Origin of the sequence: Cellulophaga algicola DSM 14237, assembly GCF_000186265.1 — a bacterium.
Lineage (GTDB): Bacteria > Bacteroidota > Bacteroidia > Flavobacteriales > Flavobacteriaceae > Cellulophaga > Cellulophaga algicola.
On the sequence record NC_014934.1, the window covers coordinates 1,031,600 to 1,054,773 of the forward strand.

Consider the following 23,174-nt stretch of genomic DNA (forward strand, 5'->3'; position numbering starts at 1 on the left):
AACAGGAAAACACTAAATGACCTACAGAAAATCAAGTTTAACGCAAGATTAAATGATATGAAGTCAATTATAAATAAAATATCAAATTAAATAAACCTCGTCTAGTACGTGTATATCTTTGACGATAATTGGCGGAGGATAGTGATCAAAAGAAGGTGACACTTTTAATCCATTGCCAAATAAATTAAAATAAGAATAGGCGTATGCGATGATAAAGAATTGCTGTGCTAAATCAAAATCATTATCATGAACTACTAAATCATCTTGTCCTTCTGTAATGATTGTTTCATCATCGCAACAAGAATTTGAATCTTGAAGATGCTCACTACTGTCATCAGATTGAAAAACCATATTCATACCACAATCTTGCGCAGCTGTAAATAAGGCAATATCCATAAGATGTCCTAAACAATAATGCTTCTCTACCCTCCACGAAATCGTAGAAGCCAATAGCAAAATTGCCATAGTTACTGACAGTATAGTTACAAGCCATTTTTTCATTGCTGCAAAATTACAAAATAATAATACCTTCTTATCATATAAGACAATACATTAACTAATTTTTAATGCTAAATACCTAGTTTACAGTCAAAAAGGGTAGTTTATCTTATTTTATATAATTTAACGCCCTATTTAAAAACCAACACTTGTAATGAAAAATCAAAAAGTCATCACTTTACTTAGTTTAATTATCTTATTCCAAGGTACTTTACATGCGCAAGGAATATTTGATTCCGCAAAAGAAAAAGTTACCAACGCTATAGGTAAAGTGAGTTATAAAAAATTGAGCAAAGATCCTGTGTCTACTAATTTTGAAGATACAAACACCACAGTAGACCTTGATGATAATTTTGGAGACGAAATTACTTTTTCTGCACTTTGTTTACAACCGAGAGATACTGATAATAACTACAAATTAACACCAGGGTATTATGAATTTGAAGGTATGAGCTTTTGTCTAAAAGCAGGTACCCATGGTCCTAGTGAAGGCGATGGATATTTATTCGCCCCTGTTTTAGGAAAAAAAGAAGCTATTGTTATTGCTATTCTCAAAAATTACGAAGCACACCCAGAGATTGCCCAACAAGAAGTACAATTACTACTATGGGCGATAATAGCCAAAACTAAATTCTCAAAATTAAGTACTCCTTTAAAATTAACTGCTTCTAAATTATTAAACGCAGAACAACTATTAAGTCTCAATAAAGGCATCATAGGTTTTGTTCCAGAAAGTGCCGTACAGAAAGCAATTAGCCATGCACCTCCAACTATACAAACGGTTATTGAAATTGAAAATAAGATGCGCGGTATGTTTGAATCAGGACTTAGCACGTACGAGGAATTTGAAGCTCTAGCTATTTTAGGAGGTGCAGCACCTGTAACAAATAGTGAAATAAAGCGTGGCAGATGGTCATTACACCCAGACGGATATTACATTCGATATTTCCCTTCCGGATACTCAAAAACACGCGTGCAAATTTACGTACCCGAAACTATTGAATCTGTTATATATAATGGTTCTGATGACATTGCCGTTCCTGCAAACACTGGATCACAGCGACTTGCCCAGTGCAATATTCCTGTAAAAATATGCGACAACTAAAACGTATCGCCTATTTTTTAGTCGCTATCAAAATTAAATTTTAAGAACTAATCTATATCTTTGCCGAAAAAAAATGTTCAAGACATTAACTCCACAAATAACAACGATTACCAATAGCGCCGAGCTTACAACTGATGCTAGGCTACAACAAATTTGCGAATTACTTAAAGAGAACATTCCTCATTATGACTGGGTAGGATTCTATTTTAAAAACGGAGATAAAAACGAGTTAAAATTAGGGCCATACGCAGGGGCGCCTACAGACCATATCATTATTCCTTTTGGAAAAGGCATTTGCGGCCAAGTAGCTGTAAGCAATGAAAACTTTATAGTTCCAGACGTTAAAGCCCAAGATAATTATATTGCTTGTAGCATTACCGTAAAAGCAGAAATTGTAATTCCTCTATTTGTAAATGGCGAAAACATTGGTCAAATAGATATTGATTCTAACACTCCTGATCCTTTCACAAAGGATGATGAGCACTTTTTAGAGTTCATAAATGCTGAAGTTGCTAAAATTCTTTAAAATTTAATATTTTTTATTGCTAAAATCGAGGCTTTTTTAACTTCAAAAAAATTACTTTTGCGTGCTTAAGATATTAATCATAAGCACATAAAAATGAGCACCACCAAAAAAGCTACATCAGCATTAATTTCAGTATTTCACAAAGATGGCTTAGCGCCAATTGTTAAAAAATTTCAAGAACTAGGTATTACCATATATTCTACTGGTGGTACAGAAAAATTTGTTCGTGATTTAGGCATAGATGTAGTCCCTGTTGAAGATGTAACTAGTTACCCTTCTATTTTAGGTGGCCGTGTAAAAACATTACACCCAAAAGTATTTGGAGGTATCTTGAATCGTCAAGACAATGAAAATGACCAAAAACAATTGGCTGAATTTGAAATTCCGCAAATAGATATTGTTATTGTTGATTTATATCCTTTTGAAAAAACAGTAGCTAGTGGTGCATCAGAGCAAGATATTATAGAAAAAATTGATATAGGTGGTATTTCTTTAATTCGTGCAGCTGCTAAAAATTTCAAGGATGTACTTTGTGTTTCTTCTATGGAAGATTATGCTGAAGTTTTAGCGTTGATTTCTGCAAATGAGGGTACAACAACACTTGAAGATCGTAAGCGTTTTGCAGGTAAATCTTTCAATGTTTCTTCTCATTATGACACAGCAATTTTTAACTATTTTAATAAAGACGCGCAAGAAACTGTTTTAAAAATTAGCGAAACTAATGGTCAGGTTTTACGTTACGGCGAAAACCCACACCAAAAAGGCTTTTTCTTTGGAGATTTTGATGCAATGTTTAACAAACTTCATGGAAAAGAATTATCATACAACAATCTTCTAGATGTTGATGCTGCTGTGAATTTAATGGGAGAGTTTAAAAATGACGAACCTACATTTGCTATCTTAAAACACAATAATGCGTGTGGTTTAGCCTCAAGAAGCAGCTTACACCAAGCCTATGTAGATGCCTTAGCAGGAGATCCTGTCTCTGCATTTGGAGGAGTCTTGATTAGTAACAAAGAAATTGATAAGGCTACAGCCGAAGAAATTCATAAACTATTTTGCGAAGTTGTTATTGCTCCTAGCTATGCTGCCGATGCTTTAGAAATTTTAAAAGGAAAGAAAAACAGAATTATTCTAATTCAAAACGAAATAGAATTGCCGCAAACTACAGTTCGCACCTGTTTAAATGGTGTTTTAGTTCAAGGTAAAGATCTTATTACAGATGCTGAGGCCGATTTAAAAACAGCTACCAAAACAGCCCCAACTGCACAAGAAGTTGAAGATTTAATATTTGCTTCAAAATTATGTAAGCATACAAAATCGAATACTATCGTTCTTGCTAAAAACAAACAATTATTTGCTAGCGGAACAGGACAAACATCAAGAGTTGATGCCCTTAACCAAGCGATACATAAAGCAAACACATTTAATTTTGATTTGAAAGGTGCCGTTATGGCGAGTGATGCATTTTTTCCTTTCCCTGATTGTGTTGAAATTGCGGGCAACAGCGGAATTTCAAGTGTAATTCAGCCTGGAGGGTCAATAAAAGACGAATTAAGCGTAGATTACTGTAATTCTAATGGAATTTCTATGGTAATGACCGGTACACGTCATTTTAAACATTAATTTTGTTACTTTCGTCGATAAAACTTACTTTTAGTACACAACCAAATAAATAGAAATGGGATTTTTTGATTTCTTGACAGAGGAAATAGCTATTGACTTAGGTACTGCTAACACTCTTATAATACATAACGACAAAGTTGTCGTTGATAGCCCTTCTATCGTAGCCAGAGATAGAATTAGTGGGAAAATAATTGCTGTTGGTAAAGAAGCCAACATGATGCAAGGAAAAACTCATGAAAATATAAAGACAATACGCCCTCTTAAAGATGGTGTAATTGCCGATTTTGATGCTTCTGAAAAGATGATAAATATGTTCATTAAGAACATTCCAGCTTTAAAGAAAAAATGGTTCCCTCCTGCCTTGCGAATGGTTATTTGTATTCCTTCTGGTATTACCGAAGTAGAAATGCGTGCCGTAAAAGAATCTGCAGAACGTGTTAATGGTAAGGAAGTATATTTAATTCATGAACCTATGGCCGCTGCTATTGGTATTGGCTTAGATATTATGCAACCAAAAGGAAACATGATTGTAGATATAGGTGGTGGTACTACAGAAATAGCTGTAATTGCTTTGGGTGGTATTGTTTGTGATAAATCTGTAAAAATTGCAGGTGACGTTTTCACGAATGACATTATTTATTACATGCGTACACAACACAACCTTTATGTTGGAGAAAGTACCGCTGAAAATATTAAGATTACAATAGGTTCTGCTACTGAAGATTTACAAACACCTCCAGATGAAATGTCTGTTCAAGGTAGAGATTTATTGACAGGGAAACCAAAACAAGTTCAAATTTCTTATAGAGAAATTGCTAAAGCGTTAGACAAATCTATCTTACGTGTAGAAGATGCCGTTATGGAAACCTTATCACAAACACCTCCAGAACTTGCTGCAGATATTTACAATACAGGTATTTACCTAGCAGGTGGTGGTTCTATGTTAAGAGGTTTAGACCGTAGGCTATCTCAAAAAACAGATTTACCCGTATATATAGCAGAAGATCCATTAAGAGCAGTTGTACGTGGAACAGGAATCGCATTAAAGAATCTTGAACGCTACAAAAGTATCTTGATTAAATAGCGAATAGCTTAATCTTAGAGCACTTTTCTAATACTATATTACAAAAGTGCTTTAACGGTTTTGCCGCACTCAAAAATAATTAAAGTGAATGCAACAGATTATCAATTTTATATTTCGGAATAAAAATCTGCTCCTTTATTTATTCCTATTATTTATTTCACTTGCCTTTACCATTCAATCGCATTCGTACCACCAATCAAAATTTTTTAATTCAGCAAATTGGTTAACAGGTGGCGTTTACAAAACTTCGAATGGAATTTCTTCTTATTTCTATTTAGAAAAAGAAAATCAGAAATTAGTGGATGAAAATATGCGCTTAAGACGTATTATCATCAACAAAGATTACAATGCTGAGGTACCTGTTAATAGTATTAAAATAGACAGTACTTTAATGGATTATACCATTATTTCTGCAAAAATTATCAAGAACAGCTATTCTAACCTAGACAATTACATCACATTAAATAAGGGCTCTAAAAACGGCATCCAACAAGATATGGGTGTTATCACCCCAAACGGAATACTTGGCATCGTAGAAAATACAAGCGGTAAATTTTCAAGAGTACAAAGCATTTTAAATAGAAAATCGAATTTAAATGCCAAGCTAAAAAATACTGAAAATTTTGGGTCCCTAATCTGGGATACCAAAGATTTTAATACCGTACAGCTTATTGATATTCCTAGACGTATTCCTATTAAAGTTGGTGACACGATATTAACTGGAGCTGCCTCTAGTATTTTTCCAGAAAACATACCTATAGGAACTATAAAAAGTTTTGGTTTAGATGTTTCAAAAAGTTCATATACCATAAATATTTCACTTTTTAATGATATGTCAAATCTTAAAAATGTGTATATAATTAACAACACCAATCGTGTTACTTTAGAAGAATTAGAATCAGCAACAACAAATGGCAAGTAAATATTACTTTATAAATATCGTTCGCTTTATTGCGCTTGTTTTAGCTCAAGTTCTAATTTTTAATAATATTAATTTTTGGGGCTTTATAAACCCCATGATTTATATCTTGTTTTTATATTGGTATCCAATAAAGCAAAATAGAGCCATATTTCTTATTATCTCATTTTTCTTAGGACTCACTATAGACGTTTTCTCAGACACCCTCGCAATTCATACCGCTGCGACATTAACCATAGCATACCTAAGACCCACTATTATGCGTTTTTGTTTTGGAGTAAATTTTGAATTTCAAAGTTTCAGACTAACGTCTGCACCTCGAATTCAGCAAATAACTTATATAGCTTTGTTAATTGTGATACATCATACCGTTTTCTTTACCCTAGAAGTTTTTAATTTTGATAATTTTCTTCTAATTTTAAAGAAAATACTTGTTGTAAGTATTGCCTCTTTATTTCTATGCATTTTAATAAGCTCTCTTTTCAGTGTTAAAAAAGAAAACTAGACAGAAATTCTACCTAATTTTGAAGCAAATTTTAATTACTGAAGACTCTAATTTGTTGATTTTCATCAAAAAATGAAAAAAATACTATTATCATCCATCATTATTCTTATAGGCCTAACCTTCATTGGTAGACTCTCCTACCTGCAAGTGTTTAGACACTCGTCCATGCAAGTAACGAAAGATACTGCTATAAAAGCAATTTATGATTATCCTGAACGCGGCTATATATACGATCGTAATGGTGATTTATTAGTTGCCAATCAGCCGGCATATGATGTCATGATTATTCCTCGTGAAGTTAAAGAGTTAGACACTTTGGAATTTTGCAAACTACTAGGCATAGAAAAAGATAGGTTCTTAAAACAATTTGCGAAAGCAAAAAATTACTCTCCTAGATTACCTTCTGTATTAGTTCCTCAATTATCAAAGAAAGATTACGCACGTTTACAAGAGAAAATGCGCAAATACAAAGGTTTTTATATCCAGAAAAGATCTTTACGATACTATGACACCCATAGTGGCGCAAATGTATTTGGGTTTATTTCAGAGGTAAATGATTATGAACTAAATGAAAACCCATACTACAAACTTGGAGAGTTAAAGGGTAGAACTGGTATAGAAAAACAATACGAAGAAATCCTCCGAGGTAGAAAAGGCGTAAAATATATTCAGAAAGATAGATTTAACAGAGATATAGGGCCTTACAAAAATGGTATTTTAGATACTTTACCTGAACAAGGAAAAGAAATTAAAATTACGATTGACAAAAAACTCCAAGAATATGGAGAATTATTAATGAATGGAAAACGAGGTGGAGTTGTTGCTATTGAACCTGCGACTGGAGAAATTTTAGCTATGATTTCTGGTCCTACCTACGACCCTGGTTTATTAGTTGGCCGCGAACGCTCTAAGAACTACACCAAACTCTATAATGATTCTATAGCGCAACCAACTTATGACCGTTCTGTGCTTGCGCAAACCTCACCAGGATCTCCTTTTAAAACAATAAATGCGTTAATAGCGCTACAAGAAAACGTAATTACTCCTGAGACCAAAATCCAATGTTATAATGGTTTTTATGTGGGTAACAAAAAAAGAGGTTGCCACTGTGGTGGTGGCTTAAGAGATTTAGATGTGGGAATTTACAAATCTTGTAATGCCTATTTCGCTGGTACATTTAGAAAAATATTTGAAAAATTTCCAACTACAGATGAAGGAATGGATGTTTGGGACAAACATGTAGAAAGCTTTGGATTAGGAAATTTCTTAGGATCTGATATCCCTACAGGCCGAAGCGGATCTATACCTACAAAAGAAACCTATGACCGTATGTATGGTGATAATAGATGGTCATCTTCTTACTTTATATCAAATGCTATTGGTCAAGGAGAAATCCTTGTTACCCCCTTACAATTAGCTAATATGACTGCGGCAATTGCCAATCGCGGTTATTATATTATTCCACATGTACTCAAAGAGGTAGAAGGGAAAAAAATTACCAATCAGAAGTATCTAGAACAACATTTTACTACAATAGATAAAAAACATTTTGAACCTGTTGTTCAAGGCATGGCGAATGTGTATAAGCATGGGACCGGGAGAGGCGTTCAAGTACCCGGTATAGATATTGCAGGAAAAACAGGAACTGTAGAGAATTACACAAGAATAGATGGCGTAAGAACACAACTTACCGATCATTCCGTTTTTATTGCTTTTGCTCCAGTAGATAACCCTAAAATTGCCGTAGCAGTATATATTGAAAATGGGTATTATGGAGGTCGGTATGCAGGTCATATTGCATCACTTTTAATAGAAAAATACATTAAAGGAAAAATTACTAGAACAGATTTAGAAAAAAGAATGTTAGATAGAACCTTAGAAAAGGAATATGCTAAAGCAATTAGTGGTGAACCATTTATAATTAACGAGCGTGTTTGGTAAAGGACTATTAAGAAGAGTAGACTGGTTATCTATTTTAATATTTGTACTTCTAATAGCAATTGGTTGGATAAACATCTATTCTAGCACCTACTCTGAAGGACAAGACAACATATTTGACTTCTCCACAATTTACGGAAAACAACTAATTTTTATAGCCTTAGACCTCGTTCTAATTGTCATAATTTTAGCATTAGAGAGTAACTTTTTTGAACGTTTCTCTAGCGTAATATACGTTATTTCTTTAGCTCTTTTACTTGGACTCTTTGTTTTCGGAACCACAATTGCCGGAGCTACTTCTTGGTACAATCTTGGTTTTTTTAATTTACAACCGTCAGAATTAGCAAAAGTTGCAACCGCTTTAGCTGTCGCTAAATACCTTAGTGATATTCAAACAGATATTCGAAGAAGAAAAGACCAACTCTATTCTTTTTTAATACTTTTAATACCTGCAATACTCGTTATTCCACAGCCAGATCCCGGGAGTGCATTGGTGTTTTTCTCCTTAGTGTTCGTTCTTTTTAGAGAAGGGGTCCCTCAATTCTATTTAGGCATAGGCTTATATACCATATTAATATTTGTTTGTACGCTTATGTTTGGTACCATATGGATAGCCATTATCATAGGCTTAATATTGGCCATTTTTTTATTACTAAAAAAGCAATCTTATAAAATACCAGTAATACCAGTAGTGGGTGTTTACATCATTACCCTACTCTTTTCATTATCCGTAAATTTTGTTTTCGAAAATGTTTTTGAACAACGCCATAGAGACCGTTTTAGCCTTTGGCTGAGTCTAGAAAAGGACCCTTCTAAACTAGAAGAAATAAGAAAAACAATTGGCTACAATACGTACCAATCTGAAAAAGCCATTGAATCAGGAGGATTTTTCGGAAAAGGATTCCTAGAAGGTACCCGTACCAAAGGAGATTTTGTACCAGAACAACATACAGATTATATTTTTAGTACAGTAGGCGAAGAATGGGGATTCTTAGGAACCACTATAGTTATTATTCTATTTACAACTCTACTACTTAGGCTTGTATATCTTTCTGAGAGACAAAAAAATGCGTTTAACCGTATGTATGGATATGGTGTAATTTCAATACTTTTAGTCCACTATTTTATAAATATAGGAATGGTGATAGGGGTCCTACCTACCATTGGTATTCCTTTGCCTTTTTTTAGTTATGGTGGCTCTGGTCTTCTAGGTTTTACAGCTTTATTATTTATCTTTTTAAAAATGGATTCTAACCGACTGAAGGAAGGTTTCTAGAACTTCCAATTTTCTAAAATTACTGTACTTTCAAATTTATCTTCCATAGCATTGGGTAATTTTTCAAAAAAATCAATACCCGTTTTTTGTTCTATTTTATCAATAGTAACTACATGGCTTTTTAATGAACTCTTACTTTCTTTATTTTTAAATAAGAAGGCAATTGCTTTAATTTCAGCGCCATCTCTTCTTGCTACTATTTTATAAAAATAAGCAGGCACGGTCACATCTTCATCTCCAATACTATCGAGACCATCACTTAAAACCCCCGCCGTAATTACATACACCCCATCGTACTTTTTTGTCCAATAGCGTACCGTATTTTCCAATTCGTTCCAAATTCCCGCATTGAACTCTCGATTTTGCGGACTTATATTACTCGTATAAAAAGTTTCATTATAGGCATATTCAGAAAATCTACGGTCTCCTGCAGGACAGAGATGCCCTCGATCATACCCCGAGCGTTTGTAATTTTTATAATCAGCAGATTTGGTACGCACTTGAGGATCTTCTATAAAATAAGGACGCGTCCTATCATCATAGGTGAGTTGATTTCTATCTAATTGATACGCAACCCACTCGGCTTGCTCATGCTTTTCACTATAAGACAACGTAAAATAATTATGTTGAACAATTTCTCCTGTGGTAGAACTGGGAAGAAAATCAAAAGGAATATTCACTTTAGGTGCTACTCCTTCTGGAGCTGTATAGGTATCTGGTGTATAAAAATTTTCAAACAGCCAAAAACCAACAAGACATACTACCATTAATAGAGAATATATTGTTTTATTTTTCATAATCATCAGTCAGATTGGCAAGTTACTTTAATTTTGTATATTCTATTACGACTAAGACATCAACTTAATAAGTATACTGATTTATGAAATTTGAACTTCAAGATACATTTACTAAGACACTACCACAAGACCCTATTTTAGAAAACTCTAGACGGCAAATTAGTGGTGCATGTTTTTCTTTTGTGACCCCAAAGAAAACAGCTCAACCGGAACTAATCCATACTTCCAAAGAAATGGCCTCAGAATTAGGCTTAAGTAATGAAGCGTTAAAAAGCGAAGAATTTTTACTTCTATTTACCGGAAATAAAATTGGCGAAAATTCTCATCCCTATGCGATGTGTTATGGTGGCCATCAATTTGGAAATTGGGCAGGGCAACTGGGTGATGGTCGTGCAATAAACTTAGGCGAACTAGTTCATAAAAACAAACGCTGGACATTGCAATTAAAAGGTGCAGGAGAAACCCCATATTCTCGTACAGCAGATGGCCTAGCCGTATTACGGTCTTCTATTCGAGAATACCTATGCAGTGAAGCAATGTATCATCTAGGTGTACCCACTACACGTGCACTTTCAATAGCCCTGACTGGAGATCAAGTATTACGTGATGTGCTTTATAATGGTAATCCTGACTATGAAAAAGGAGCTATAGTAACTAGAGTAGCCCCTAGCTTTTTACGATTCGGAAATTATGAAATATTCAGCTCTAGGCAAGATTATAAAACACTTACAACCCTAGTTGATTACACGATAAAAGAATTATTCCCTGAAATTAAAAGCACCAACAAAGAGGGGTATATCCAATTATTTAAAACTGTAGCCCAACGAACCTTAACGATGATTATTCATTGGCAACGCGTAGGCTTTGTTCATGGCGTAATGAATACAGATAACATGTCTATCCTAGGGTTAACTATTGATTATGGCCCTTATGGCTGGCTAGAAGGATATGATGATGCTTGGACACCAAACACAACAGATCGTCAACATAAGCGATACCGTTACGGAAACCAACCTAATATTGGCTTATGGAACTTGTACCAACTTGCTAATGCGCTTTATCCATTAATTGAAGATGCAGAACCATTTGAAGAAATTTTAGAACAGTATAAGAATGACTATGCCGTAAAGTATCTGGAAATGATGAAGGCAAAAATAGGCCTTTTTACCACTGAAGAAGATGATGCGGAATTACTAAGCACTTTAGAAGAAAATTTGCAAATCATTGAAACAGATATGACACTATTTTTTAGAAATTTAAGTGTAATAACAAAGAATGATAGTGTAGTTGATGCAGTATCTAAAATTGAAGTTGCATTTTATAGTATAGCAGAATTAAAAGAAGACACATTAGAGCAATGGAAAGCTTGGTTTAATCTATATGTAAAGCGATTGCAAAAAGAAAGCATAACAGATCAAGAGCGAATGCTAAAAATGAATGGCACCAACCCAAAATATGTTCTGCGAAATTATATGGCGCAAATGGCTATTGATAAAGCTGATGAAAAAGATTACAGTTTAGTTGATGAACTGTATACGCTATTAAAAAAACCATATGATGAACAACCCAAATTTGAAAAATGGTTTTCAAAAAGACCCGAATGGGCCCGTAATAAAGTAGGCTGCTCTATGTTATCCTGCAGTTCTTAAACAAAAAAAAAAAGCCGTTCACATGAACGGCTTTTTTTTTGTTTATGTTACGATTATCCTTTAACACTAGCAATTTTACCTGCTTTTAAAGAATTACCTTTTAGATCTTCCAAAACATTTACTGCTTCCTCAACATAAACATCTTTTACAAGATCTTCATGCCAACGCTTACGTTTTTGTCTTAAAACAGAATCTTTTGTAAATAAGCTTTCTTCATACTTCAAAGATTCAAAGGTTAATTTAGAATCGTAATCAGATAGTGTTTTAAAGTATTTAGACTTCTCTATACTCTTAGCCTCATCTTCTTTATAATCTATATAATTTAAGGAAACAACAGTTTCACTTTGTTGTTCTTTTAACCATTTAGCATTCTCCTCAATTAATTTTATTTGAGGATTTTTTGCCATACGCTTATTACTATTTGCAATAGTAGATTCATAATCTATATGACCATCCCATGGCGTATAATCTGCAGGTGTTATTTTATCCCAACCTAATGGATTTTGTTGATCACGTTCTCCTAAATCTATGTAACTATATTTATCTGGAACCACAACATCAGACTTTACACCTTCTAGTTGTGTAGAACCACCGTTAATTCTATAGAATTTTTGGGTCGTTAATTTTATAGCACCTAAATCTCCGTGCTCGTTACTACGAACAATACGATCTAAAGGAATCACATTTTGAACTGTTCCTTTACCAAAAGTTTGCTTACTCCCAATAACTACCGCTCTTTTATAATCTTGCATTGCAGCTGCTAAAATCTCAGAAGCAGAAGCAGATAGCTCATTTACTAAAATAACTAATGGACCATCCCATTGAATACGATCATCAACATCATCATGAACTTCTTTCTGATCATCATTAGAACGCACTTGAACTATTGGTCCATTTTTAATAAATAACCCAGCCATTTCAACAACTGTTTTCAAGGATCCTCCTCCGTTATCTCTTAAATCTAAAATTAATCCTTCTGCACCTTCTTCTTTTAAACGCTCTACTTCTTTCGCAACATCAGATGCTGCATTTCTTTCTCCTTCGTAATCATCAAAACTCACATAGAATTGTGGCAAATTAATAATTCCGAATTTTTCATTTCCTTTTATGATATTAGCAGATTTAGCAAACGTTTCTTCAATTTCTACAACATCTCTTGTTATTGAGATTACTTCTGTTGTACCATCTACTTTGCGCATTGTTAAATCTACGATAGTCCCTTTAGCGCCTTTGATTAATTTAATGGCATCATCTAAACGCATTTCAACAATATTAATAGGAACCTCTCCATGTTGTCCTACTTTAATAATTTCATCTCCTACTTCAATTTGACGATCTCTCCAAACTGGACCACCAGAAATAATCTCAACGATTTTAACACCATCTTGTTTTTTCTGTAATCGTGCACCAATACCTTCAAATTTACCAGACATTCTAGTATCAAACTTTTCTTTTTCTTCTGGTGCAAAGTAATAGGTGTGTGGATCAAATTCTTCTACAATAGTATTAATGTATTGCACAAACCAATCTTTACGTTCTAAATCTGAAACAAAATCGAAAAACTCATCTAATGTTTCTTCTGTATCTACACGAGCTTCTTTTTCTGCTTCCTTTAAATTTATTTTTTTCTTATTATCAGATTCGTCAACTTTAATTTTAGAGTCGTAATTACCCAATGTTGCATATTTAAGTTGCTTTCTCCAGCGTTCTTTTAAAGCTGATCTTGAAGAAACAAATGTTTGCTTCTCATAATCCATATCAATATTTTCTTTTGATGAATAATCAAAAGGAGCTTCAAGAACTTCTTTATAAATTTCTTTTGCATCTTTCATACGAAGCATTAAACGTTCGTAAACTGCATTGAAAAAAGTAATATCCGTGTTTTTTATCTGATCATCAATCTGAAACTTATACTGTTCAAAATCTTTTATATCACTCTCTAAGAAATATCTTTTCGTAGGATCTAAACCATTGATAAAATCTTCAAAAACTTCAACTGAAAAATCATCGTCTATAGTTTTAGGATCGTAATGACCTTTTTCCAAAACATAAGTAATAAGGTCTAATAAAAGTTTATCCTTATCATCATTTTCGAATGATTTATTTGTAAAACTGCACGATGCTACCGCAAATAGCATCATTAAAAGTGCGTAGGCTAATTTATTCTTCATCTACTTATTTTTTTTATCAATCTAAGCATTATCATCACTGATTTAAGCTAATACCTATTGAATTCTCTAAGATACTGAAAAAACCGTGCCAGTATAATATTGGCAATCTAAATTTTTTGTTAAACAGTTTATCGGGCATATCTTAATGAAAAACGTATTTTTACGCTATAAATTATATGTAATGAAAAAACCTTTGATTTTAATTACAAATGATGACGGAATTACCGCACCTGGATTGAGAGCTTTAGTTGACTTCATGAAAGAATTAGGTGATGTCGTGGTAGTTGCTCCCGATAGTCCACAATCGGGTATGGGCCATGCTATCACTATAGATAACCTGCTGTATTCTAAAAAAATGATACTTGATTTAGATGATGACGAGAATACAGAAGAGTACAGCTGTAGTGGTACTCCTGCAGATTGCGTTAAATTAGCATTACAAGAAATTTTAGATAGAAAACCTGATTTATGCGTAAGTGGTATTAACCATGGATCTAATTCTTCTATAAATGTAATTTACTCTGGCACTATGAGCGCTGCCATTGAGGCAGGAATTGAAGGCATACCTGCCATTGGTTTTTCATTGTGTGATTACACATGGGAAGCCAATTTTACCCATGCCAAAGCGCAAATACAACAGATTGTTCGCGAGGCGCTAGAAAACGGAATTCCGCCTGGAGTGGTATTGAATGTAAATATTCCTAAATTAGAAACAAAAGAGTTTAAAGGAATTAAAATATGCAGACAAGCAAGAGCTAATTGGAAAGAAAAATTTGACAAAAGAATAAGTCCTTCTGGAAAAGAGTATTACTGGCTGACCGGTGAGTTTGAATTACTTGATAAAGGCGAAGATACTGACGAGTGGGCTTTAGCTAATGGCTTTATCTCTGTAGTACCCACTCAATTTGATTTAACAGCTCATCACGCCATTCAAACCATAAATAACTGGAAATTAAACTAATGAATAAAAAAGAAATACTAATTGGTTTTGTTGTAGGAATTATAGCAAACACTATCGGAACACTTTTATATATAATTATATTTTCAAAATTAAGCATTAAAGAAACCTATATCGCTGCTGTAACAGAGGGTCATGTAGGAAGTTTATTAGCTCTTGGTGCCGTTTTAAATCTAGTAGCCTTTTTTGGTTTTTTAAAAATAAAACGAGATTTAAGAGCAAAAGGTGTTTTAATAGCGACACTAATAACGGCTTTATTGATTATGTATTATAAAATTTTTTAAACGTACACCGCTCCTTGATTCCTAAATTCTAACAGAAACAAAATCTGACTATTATTTTTAATTTTTAAACAGATGAAATACTACATCATTGCAGGAGAAGCTTCAGGTGATTTACACGGATCTAATTTAATCAAAGAACTGAAAAAGCAAGATTCTGACGCTACTATTAGATGTTGGGGAGGAGATTTAATGCAACAAGCTGGGGGCTCTTTAGCAAAGCATTATAAGGAGCTTGCCTTTATGGGCTTTATTGAGGTGATTACCAATATTAGTACCATTTTCAAAAACATTAGTTTCTGTAAAGAAGACATCTCAACCTTTAAACCAGATGTCATCGTATTTATTGATTATTCTGGTTTCAACTTAAGGATTGCAAAATGGGCTAAAAATGCAGGATTTTCAACTAGGTATTATATTGCTCCCCAAATTTGGGCTTCTAGAGAAGGAAGAATTGAAAAAATTAAGAATACCATTGACGAAATGTATGTGACACTACCTTTTGAAAAGGAATTCTATGAAAAAAAGCATAATTTTCCTGTGAACTTTGTGGGACATCCATTAATTGATGCCATTGCCAACCGCAAAGAAGTCGATAGTATTGACTTTAAAAATAAAAATAACCTAGATCAAGAGAAACCTATAATAGCTTTATTGCCCGGAAGCAGAAAACAAGAAGTAGCTAAAATGCTAGAGGTGATGCTTTCTGTTACTGAGAAATTTAAAGACTATCAATTTGTAATTGCTGGTGCTCCAAGTTTAGATCAGGAATTTTATCAGCCTTTTTTAAAAAAATCTAACATTAGTTTAATTGCTAATCAAACCTATAGTATTTTACAAATAGCACACGCTGCATTAGTGACGAGCGGAACTGCCACTCTTGAAACTGCGTTATTTAAAGTACCACAAGTAGTCTGCTATAAAGGAAATTGGATTTCTTATCAAATTGCTAAGCGAATAATAACCTTAAAATATATATCCCTAGTTAATTTAATCATGGACAAAGAAGTCGTGAAAGAATTAATACAAGATGACCTAACTACAAAAAACCTTAGTGCTGAACTTGAAAAGATTTTGAATCCTAAGACTAGAAAAATAGTTTTAGAAAATTACGAAGAATTAGAGCAAAAACTAGGAGGAGAGGGTGCTAGCGAAACAACAGCTTCCCTAATTATCAGCAGTTTAAATAAAAAAAAATGTTTTTTTTCCTAAAAGAACGTTAACACATAAGAGTACCATTCACATTTATTCTTTAAATTTGAAATTGGAGTCCCTTATTTTTAACCATGAATCGTAAATTTATTTATCTTTTTTTAATTGTAATGGCCACTAGCTGTGGTACTAAAAAAAGAACAATTAGCACCAATAACAAAGAGCGAAAAATTAGTATAGAAGCCAATAAAAGCAGTACTAAACCAAGCGTTGCAAAGAACTTACCAAACGTTTACACCGAGAAACCTAAAAATAATACCATTGCAGAATCTGTGATTAGTTCCGCACTAGAATTTTCAGGTACTCGCTATAAATATGGCGGGACAACAAAGAAAGGAATGGATTGTTCTGGCTTACTGTACGTTGCTTTTGGAAATCAAGATATTTCAATACCTAGAACGTCTTACGTCATTGCTGAAGAAGGAAAAGACATTAGAATAAAAGATGTTGATAAAGGCGATTTACTTTTTTTTAAAACAAGTAAAAGGTCCAAAAAGATTAATCACGTAGGCCTCGTGGTTTCTGTAGATAATGATGGGATAAAATTTATACACGCTACAACCTCTAGAGGTGTAATTGTATCTTCTTTAAAAGAAGGATACTGGAATTATGCTTTTGTAAAAGCTACAAGAATATTATAAATACGAAATAGTTATGCAACTACTAAAATTTGTGCCAATAAAATTGACACTTTTTTTAGTTGCAGGAATTCTATTTGGTGCTTTTTTCGAAACATCAATTACTATCCCGTTTATATTAACGGGTATAACCCTTACCCTATCAGCATTTCTACTATTAAAAGTCAAACCTACAAATAGCCCTATATTTGGATTTAGTGCCGTATTATTAACCTTTTTTATCGGGTATTTATCAATCTCTCTAACAAACCCTAAAAACAAACCAAATTATTACGCTAAGAGCAATACTACCCTACAAAAAGAGCTCCTACTTAAGATTACTGAAGTTTTAAAATCAAATGCATTCTCAGATCGATATTATGCCGATGTTCTAGCAATTGATAAAAGAAAAACTTCTGGAAAGATAGTCATCACCATTGCAAAAGACACCACTTCTCCCCTTCTAAAGATTGATGATGAACTTATCTCGTTTAATTTAATAACACCGATTACCCCTCCTTTAAATCCACATCAATTTAATTATAAAAAATACCTAAAAGGATTAGGGGTATACAATCAACTGTATTTAAAAAAAGAGGATTACATCACCTTAGAAAAGCCTACACATACCTTATACGGTCTTGCTTCAAGTTGGAGAAATACCATACTCACTAAACTTAAAAAAGAAAACTTTGATCCCGAAAACTTAAGCGTAATTCAAGCTTTATTATTAGGGCAACGAAATGATATATCTGAAGAAACTTATGATAATTACAAAGATGCAGGAGCCATTCACATACTAGCTCTTTCAGGATTACACATTGGTGTCTTATTACTTATTCTTCAGTTTTTATTACAACCTATTGAACGTTTGCCACATGGGAAAAAAATTAAATTGGGTATACTTATATTTCTTTTATGGGGTTTTGCATTTTTAGCCGGCTTATCTGCTTCAATTGTACGAGCTGTTACCATGTTTTCTTTCCTTGCTTACGCAATGTATTTAAACCGGCCTACAAATAGCTTTAATATACTTGCGCTATCGCTATTTTTTATTCTACTTGTAAAACCAACCTATCTTTTTCAAGTAGGCTTTCAAATGAGCTACTCAGCAGTATTTGCAATTATTTGGATTTACCCCAAGTTGCAACGGTTTTGGTATCCAAAAAATAAGGTTATTAGGTATTTTTGGCAATTACTTAGCGTAAGTATTGCAGCACAATTAGGGGTTTTACCTATAAGTTTATTTTATTTTCATCAATTCCCAGGACTATTTTTTATTGCTAACCTTTTAATTATTCCCTTTTTAGGCATTATTCTAGGTATTGGTATTGTTGTACTTATTTTATCACTCACAAATTTACTTCCCTCCTTTATAACAGATGGCTATAATTACATAATCAGTACAATGAACACCATTGTAAAATGGATTGCCAGTCAAGACATGTTTGTTTTTAAAAATATATCATTTGATACACTTCAATTGCTCTTACTGTACACCTTAATATTTTTAATGATTACAGCCTTCAGCAAGCAAAAATTTAAAAACGCGATTCATTTCCTCATCGGAATTATCGTCTTTCAGTCCTACACTTTTATGTCACGATACACCGCTTCTATACGTCACGAGGTTATTGTATTACACCAATCTAGAGCTACTGGTATCATAGAAAAGTCTGGAACAACTTTATACCTTTTAAGTAATGATACCTCAAAATTTGAATACAGTCTAAAAAGTTATCAAATTGCAGAACGAATAGCGGTGTTAACTACAGATTCTTTAGCAAACAGTTACCGTTTAGATTTAAAAAGAATCAGTGTGATTGATAGTTTTGGTATTTACCCACCATCCAAGAACAGTACTATACTTCTTACGCAGTCTCCAAAGATAAATTTAAACCGTTTAATAGATTCTTTGCAGCCCGTAGCACTAATCGCAGACGGGAGTAATTACAAGAGTACTATTGCCCTTTGGAAAGCCACATGCCTAAAAAGAAAACTCCCTTTTCACTACACAGGCGAAAAGGGAGCTTATTACTTTAAGTAAGGTGATTAATGGACCTTACCCATTAATTTTTTAATTAATGGTGATGCAATTAAAACAATCACCGATGCACCAAGTGCATATTTAGCTACCAAACCAAATCCGTCTGTATAAATTCCTAAGGTCTCTAAACCTCCTACATTTTTATCGGTACTCTCTATAGCCAACTGTTTCCCTATAAAACCAACAATTTGAAAAGCAAACGCTGATGCTAAAAACCAAATTCCCATCATAAAAGCAACAATTCTCTTTGGGGATAAATCTGTAATTTTAGATAAGCCTACAGGAGACATGAACAATTCCCCTACCGAAATTAAGAAATACATTACCAATAAATAAGAAAATGGCACCATTCCATTTTCATCGGCGCTCCCACTACTCATAGAAAGAATAAAGAAACTAATCCCAGCAAAAGCAAGACCTAGACCAAATTTATAAGGTGTTCTTGGATCTAATTTTTTCTTCTTTAGATACGTGAACAACATTGAGATTGGAATAGATAAAATAATGATATACATTGAATTTAATGCATTGGTTTGAGACGCATCTATAAAAGTTAGATTAACATTCCGGGCAGCAAACAACGTAATAATACTTCCTGAAAGCTCATGAAAACCCCAAAAAATAGTGATAAAGAAAGTAATTAAAATGGCGACTATTAATTTTTTACGTTCATCTGAATTAGCTTCAATTAAAATTTTAATTAAAAAAGCACCTATGGCAATTGCGATTACATAAAATATTATGTTCACAATATTATCATCTTCAAGAAAACTCCCTTTCTCTCCTAATGCTTTATAAGAAGAAAGTAAATATGCAATCAAAGGTACTGATGCTACCGCAAGAATAGGAATCATTAAACCTTGCTTAATACCTAGAATTGGTTTATCTAAAATAGTTTCTGTTGGAGGCAAACCTTTATCTCCAAAAATATTTTTTTTAATTCCGCTCCAAAAAGTTATTAAGCCTATTAACATCCCGATACCAGCAAGACCAAAACCATAATGCCAGCCATACTCTCTTCCTAGCCACCCACAAAGTAATGGAGCAGCAAAGCCTCCAATATTAATACCCATATAAAAAATGACAAAACCAGAGTCTTTACGAATATCATCTTCTTTATAAAGAGACCCAACGAAAGTTGAAATATTTGGTTTAAAAAAACCATTCCCAACTACAATTAGCGCTAAGGCGATGAAAAATGCATAATTGTTTTCTACCGCTAATACAAAGTGACCAATAGCCATTAAAATTCCTCCTAAGAAAATAGAATTTCGCATGCCTAATATTTTATCCGAAATACGACCTCCAATTACTGTTGAAGCGTAAACTAATGAACCGTAAGAAGCATAAACTGCGGCTGCAGCAAAATCTCTAGTAGTTAGTGCTGCGAAAACAACATCAACCATATAAAGAGTAAGCAACGCCCGCATTCCATAAAAACTAAAACGCTCCCAAAGCTCCGCAAAGAATAAATAAAATAATCCTTTTGGATGCCCAAACAGTTGTGGGTCTTCCATTGGTTTAACCGTATTTTCCATATACTATATTTAGTTATTTTGAGTAGTTAGATTATAAGTTTTCTTTAATAAAATTAGTCATTTTAGTAAACAAGTGAAGCCTTGTATTTCCTCCGTAAATTCCATGATTTTTGTCTGGATATATAGCCCAATCAAATGGTTTATTCGCTTGCACTAATGCCTCAACCATACGCATTGTATTTTGCACATGTACATTATCATCACCCGTACCATGTACCAATAAATATTTACCTTTTAAAAGTTCCGGATAATTAAATGGCGAATTATCATCATAGCCACTTGGGTTTTCTTGTGGTGTTTGCATGTAACGCTCTGTATATATAGTATCATAAAATGCCCATGAAGTAACTGGCGCAACGGCAATTGCCATTTCAAAAGTATCATTCCCTTTTAAAATACAATTGGTAGACATGAAACCACCATAGCTCCATCCCCAAATACCAGTTCTATCTGCGTCAATATAAGGCAAATCACTTAACTTTTTAGCCGCAGCAATTTGATCTTCTACTTCGTATTTTCCTAATTCCTTTTGTGTAATTTTCTTAAAATCTCTCCCTTTAAATCCTGTTCCTCGACCATCAACACAAACAACAACATAACCTTCCGATGCCAAAAGCTGATACCAATAATCATTTGAACCCATCCAAGAGTTAGATACAGATTGAGACCCTGGTCCGCTATATTGAAACATAAATAATGGATATTTTTTAGAAGCATCAAAATCTGCAGGTTTTATCATCCACATATTCAGCTCATTCCCATTTATTAAAAGCGAAGAAAATTCTTTGGGACTAATTTCATAGCCGTCTAATTTTGAAAGCAATGCCTTATTATCTACTATCTCCTTAACGCGCTTACCAGACAAAGCCTCATGTAAGCTATATTCTGAAGGGGTATTTGTATTTGAAAAATTATTGATAAAGTAGGTAAAATCAGCACTGAAATCAGCATTATTCTGACCATCTTTAATCGCAAGCTTACGTTTATTTTTTCCTTTACTATCTATGCTGTACACACCTCTATTGATAGAACCATTTTCTGTAGATTGATAATACACTCTATCTTCATCTTGATCATAACCATAATAGCTTGTTACTTCCCAAGACCCTTTGGTAATCTGATTCATTAATTTACCGTTCTCATTATACAAGTAGATATGATTAAAACCATCTTTCTCACTCGTCCAGATAAAACTATCATCTGCTAAAAAGGTTAAATTATCGGTAACATCAACATAGGCGGCATCTTTCTCCTCTAGAAGAACTGATACTTTGTTGTTTTTAGCATTTATAGCATATAGCGTTAAATTATCTTGATGTCTATTTAAGGTTTGAACACTAAGTAAATTAGCATCGTTCATCCATTTAATTCGCGGAATATAGTACGACGATGGTAAAGCTACATTAGAAATTTCAGATGATTTAACATCTAGCATATGTAAACTTACAATAGCATTGTCTTCTCCAGCCTTTGGGTATTTAAAAACCTGTTGTGTTTGGTATAATTCCGTACCATAAACATCCATAGAAAATTCTGGAACATTTGTTTCATCAAACCTTAGAAAAGCTATTTTAGATCCATCTGCATTCCAATCAAAAGCTCTTACAAAAGCAAACTCTTCTTCATATACCCAGTCTGTAACCCCATTAATAATCTTATTCTTTACGCCGTCCTTAGTAATTTTAGCCGTCGTATTTTTCGAAATATCAAATATGTAGATGTTATTTTCAAAAACATAAGCTACTTTAGTATTATCAGGAGATAGCGTAGGCTCTTGAATCTTATTTTCAGAAATTTTAATGGTCTTCCCAGATTTTACATCAAAAATGTAATAAATCCCTAAAGATGATCTTCTAAATATTGATTCAACTTCGGTAGCCAACAATACTTTGCTTTCATCTGCTGTAAATTCATAGGAAGTAAAATAAGGAATGTTCTCTAATTTTGCTGAATTTACTACTGTACCCACTTTGGCCTGACTAGCGTAGTCATAAATATCAATACTTGTTGTTCTAGTGTTCCTATCAAAATTTAATACGGTGTACTGAGTTCCGTTATTTAAAGACCTAATTTCATCTAATCCTTCTGTTCTAAATGCACCACCCCAAATTTCTTCAAGGGTAATTGCTTTTTTTTGTGCAAATGTAAGGTTAGAAGCACTTAAAATAAAAAAGAAAATAAGCGTTAATTTTTTCATTTATGTTCTTGTTTGTTAGTGTTAATATGGTGAAACCTGGAGGCCAATTAGTATTGTTTTTAGTGCTAAAACACTTACTTTATCTTGCTTGATTTCACAGATTTTGAAAATATGATTAAAAACCCCAAGTTTAGCAATTATTTCACATAAAAATAAACTTTTAACAAAAAATATCACAAATGGAACGATCCCTTCAAAGCTAGTAATCTGTTTTATCTTTTTTATTGGTA

Annotated in this window: 18 protein-coding genes; 13 read left to right on the plus strand and 5 right to left on the minus strand. The window is 33.4% G+C overall.

The features are described from left to right. Nucleotides 1–81: 81 nt before the first annotated feature. Nucleotides 82–501, minus strand: coding sequence for an HYC_CC_PP family protein (locus CELAL_RS04450; protein WP_013549715.1), 420 nt, complete (start codon nt 499–501; stop codon nt 82–84). Between the two features lie 151 nt (nt 502–652). On the opposite strand from CELAL_RS04450, the gene CELAL_RS04455 reads away from it, so the two are divergent. The 7 genes from CELAL_RS04455 (at nt 653) to rodA (ending at nt 9,477) form a co-directional block, all read left to right on the plus strand. After that, nucleotides 653–1,603 carry a hypothetical protein gene (locus tag CELAL_RS04455; RefSeq protein ID WP_013549716.1) on the plus strand — a complete coding sequence of 317 codons (951 nt, stop codon included), beginning with the start codon at nt 653–655 and terminating at the stop codon, nt 1,601–1,603. A 73-nt stretch (nt 1,604–1,676) separates the two neighbouring features. After that, nucleotides 1,677–2,129, plus strand: a complete 453-nt coding sequence (locus CELAL_RS04460) for a GAF domain-containing protein (RefSeq protein ID WP_013549717.1) — start codon at nt 1,677–1,679, stop codon at nt 2,127–2,129. Between the two features lie 93 nt (nt 2,130–2,222). Further along, complete coding sequence (purH, locus tag CELAL_RS04465) at nt 2,223–3,755, plus strand: bifunctional phosphoribosylaminoimidazolecarboxamide formyltransferase/IMP cyclohydrolase (protein ID WP_013549718.1); 1,533 nt, start codon at nt 2,223–2,225, stop codon at nt 3,753–3,755. Between the two features lie 55 nt (nt 3,756–3,810). Further along, nucleotides 3,811–4,839 (plus strand): rod shape-determining protein, encoded by a 1,029-nt coding sequence (locus CELAL_RS04470; RefSeq protein ID WP_013549719.1) that lies wholly within the window; start codon nt 3,811–3,813, stop codon nt 4,837–4,839. An 88-nt stretch (nt 4,840–4,927) separates the two neighbouring features. Beyond that, nucleotides 4,928–5,761: a rod shape-determining protein MreC gene (mreC, locus tag CELAL_RS04475; RefSeq protein ID WP_013549720.1), complete on the plus strand. Its 834-nt coding sequence runs from the start codon at nt 4,928–4,930 to the stop codon at nt 5,759–5,761. A gap of 574 nt (nt 5,762–6,335) precedes the next feature. Further along, nucleotides 6,336–8,204 carry a peptidoglycan D,D-transpeptidase FtsI family protein gene (locus CELAL_RS04485; protein WP_013549722.1) on the plus strand — a complete coding sequence of 623 codons (1,869 nt, stop codon included), beginning with the start codon at nt 6,336–6,338 and terminating at the stop codon, nt 8,202–8,204. Then, nucleotides 8,194–9,477, plus strand: coding sequence for a rod shape-determining protein RodA (gene rodA / locus CELAL_RS04490; RefSeq protein ID WP_013549723.1), 1,284 nt, complete (start codon nt 8,194–8,196; stop codon nt 9,475–9,477). Before CELAL_RS04485 ends, rodA begins: the two co-directional genes overlap by 11 nt. Here rodA and CELAL_RS04495 read toward each other — a convergent pair. Further along, entirely contained in the window at nt 9,474–10,274 is an 801-nt protein-coding gene (locus tag CELAL_RS04495; RefSeq protein ID WP_041557517.1) for a DNA/RNA non-specific endonuclease, read from the minus strand. The two genes, rodA and CELAL_RS04495, sit on opposite strands and share 4 nt — an antisense overlap. 83 nt (nt 10,275–10,357) lie before the next feature. Here CELAL_RS04495 and CELAL_RS04500 point away from each other — a divergent pair, with 83 nt between their 5' ends. After that, entirely contained in the window at nt 10,358–11,923 is a 1,566-nt protein-coding gene (locus tag CELAL_RS04500; protein WP_013549725.1) for a protein adenylyltransferase SelO, read from the plus strand. A 53-nt stretch (nt 11,924–11,976) separates the two neighbouring features. Here CELAL_RS04500 and CELAL_RS04505 read toward each other — a convergent pair whose 3' ends face one another. Continuing rightward, the gene (locus CELAL_RS04505) at nt 11,977–14,094 is read right to left on the minus strand and encodes a carboxy terminal-processing peptidase (RefSeq protein ID WP_013549726.1); all 2,118 of its coding nucleotides are present in this window, start codon (nt 14,092–14,094) and stop codon (nt 11,977–11,979) included. A 181-nt stretch (nt 14,095–14,275) separates the two neighbouring features. On the opposite strand from CELAL_RS04505, the gene surE reads away from it, so the two are divergent. From surE to CELAL_RS04530, 5 genes are all read left to right on the plus strand, one after another. Beyond that, nucleotides 14,276–15,055, plus strand: a complete 780-nt coding sequence (gene surE / locus CELAL_RS04510) for a 5'/3'-nucleotidase SurE (RefSeq protein WP_013549727.1) — start codon at nt 14,276–14,278, stop codon at nt 15,053–15,055. Beyond that, on the plus strand, nt 15,055–15,336 hold the full coding sequence (locus CELAL_RS04515; protein ID WP_013549728.1) for a hypothetical protein: 282 nt from the start codon (nt 15,055–15,057) through the stop codon (nt 15,334–15,336). Before surE ends, CELAL_RS04515 begins: the two co-directional genes overlap by 1 nt. A 72-nt stretch (nt 15,337–15,408) precedes the next feature. After that, the gene (gene lpxB, locus CELAL_RS04520) at nt 15,409–16,545 is read left to right on the plus strand and encodes a lipid-A-disaccharide synthase (RefSeq protein WP_013549729.1); all 1,137 of its coding nucleotides are present in this window, start codon (nt 15,409–15,411) and stop codon (nt 16,543–16,545) included. A 74-nt stretch (nt 16,546–16,619) separates the two neighbouring features. Further along, nucleotides 16,620–17,186, plus strand: a complete 567-nt coding sequence (locus CELAL_RS04525; protein WP_041557519.1) for a C40 family peptidase — start codon at nt 16,620–16,622, stop codon at nt 17,184–17,186. A 13-nt stretch (nt 17,187–17,199) separates the two neighbouring features. Next, nucleotides 17,200–19,209 carry a ComEC/Rec2 family competence protein gene (locus CELAL_RS04530; protein WP_013549731.1) on the plus strand — a complete coding sequence of 670 codons (2,010 nt, stop codon included), beginning with the start codon at nt 17,200–17,202 and terminating at the stop codon, nt 19,207–19,209. Between the two features lie 5 nt (nt 19,210–19,214). On the opposite strand, the gene CELAL_RS04535 is transcribed toward CELAL_RS04530, so the two are convergent. Beyond that, nucleotides 19,215–20,747: a peptide MFS transporter gene (locus CELAL_RS04535; RefSeq protein WP_013549732.1), complete on the minus strand. Its 1,533-nt coding sequence runs from the start codon at nt 20,745–20,747 to the stop codon at nt 19,215–19,217. A gap of 31 nt (nt 20,748–20,778) precedes the next feature. Then, complete coding sequence (locus tag CELAL_RS04540; protein WP_013549733.1) at nt 20,779–22,944, minus strand: S9 family peptidase; 2,166 nt, start codon at nt 22,942–22,944, stop codon at nt 20,779–20,781. Nucleotides 22,945–23,174: the final 230 nt, after the last annotated feature.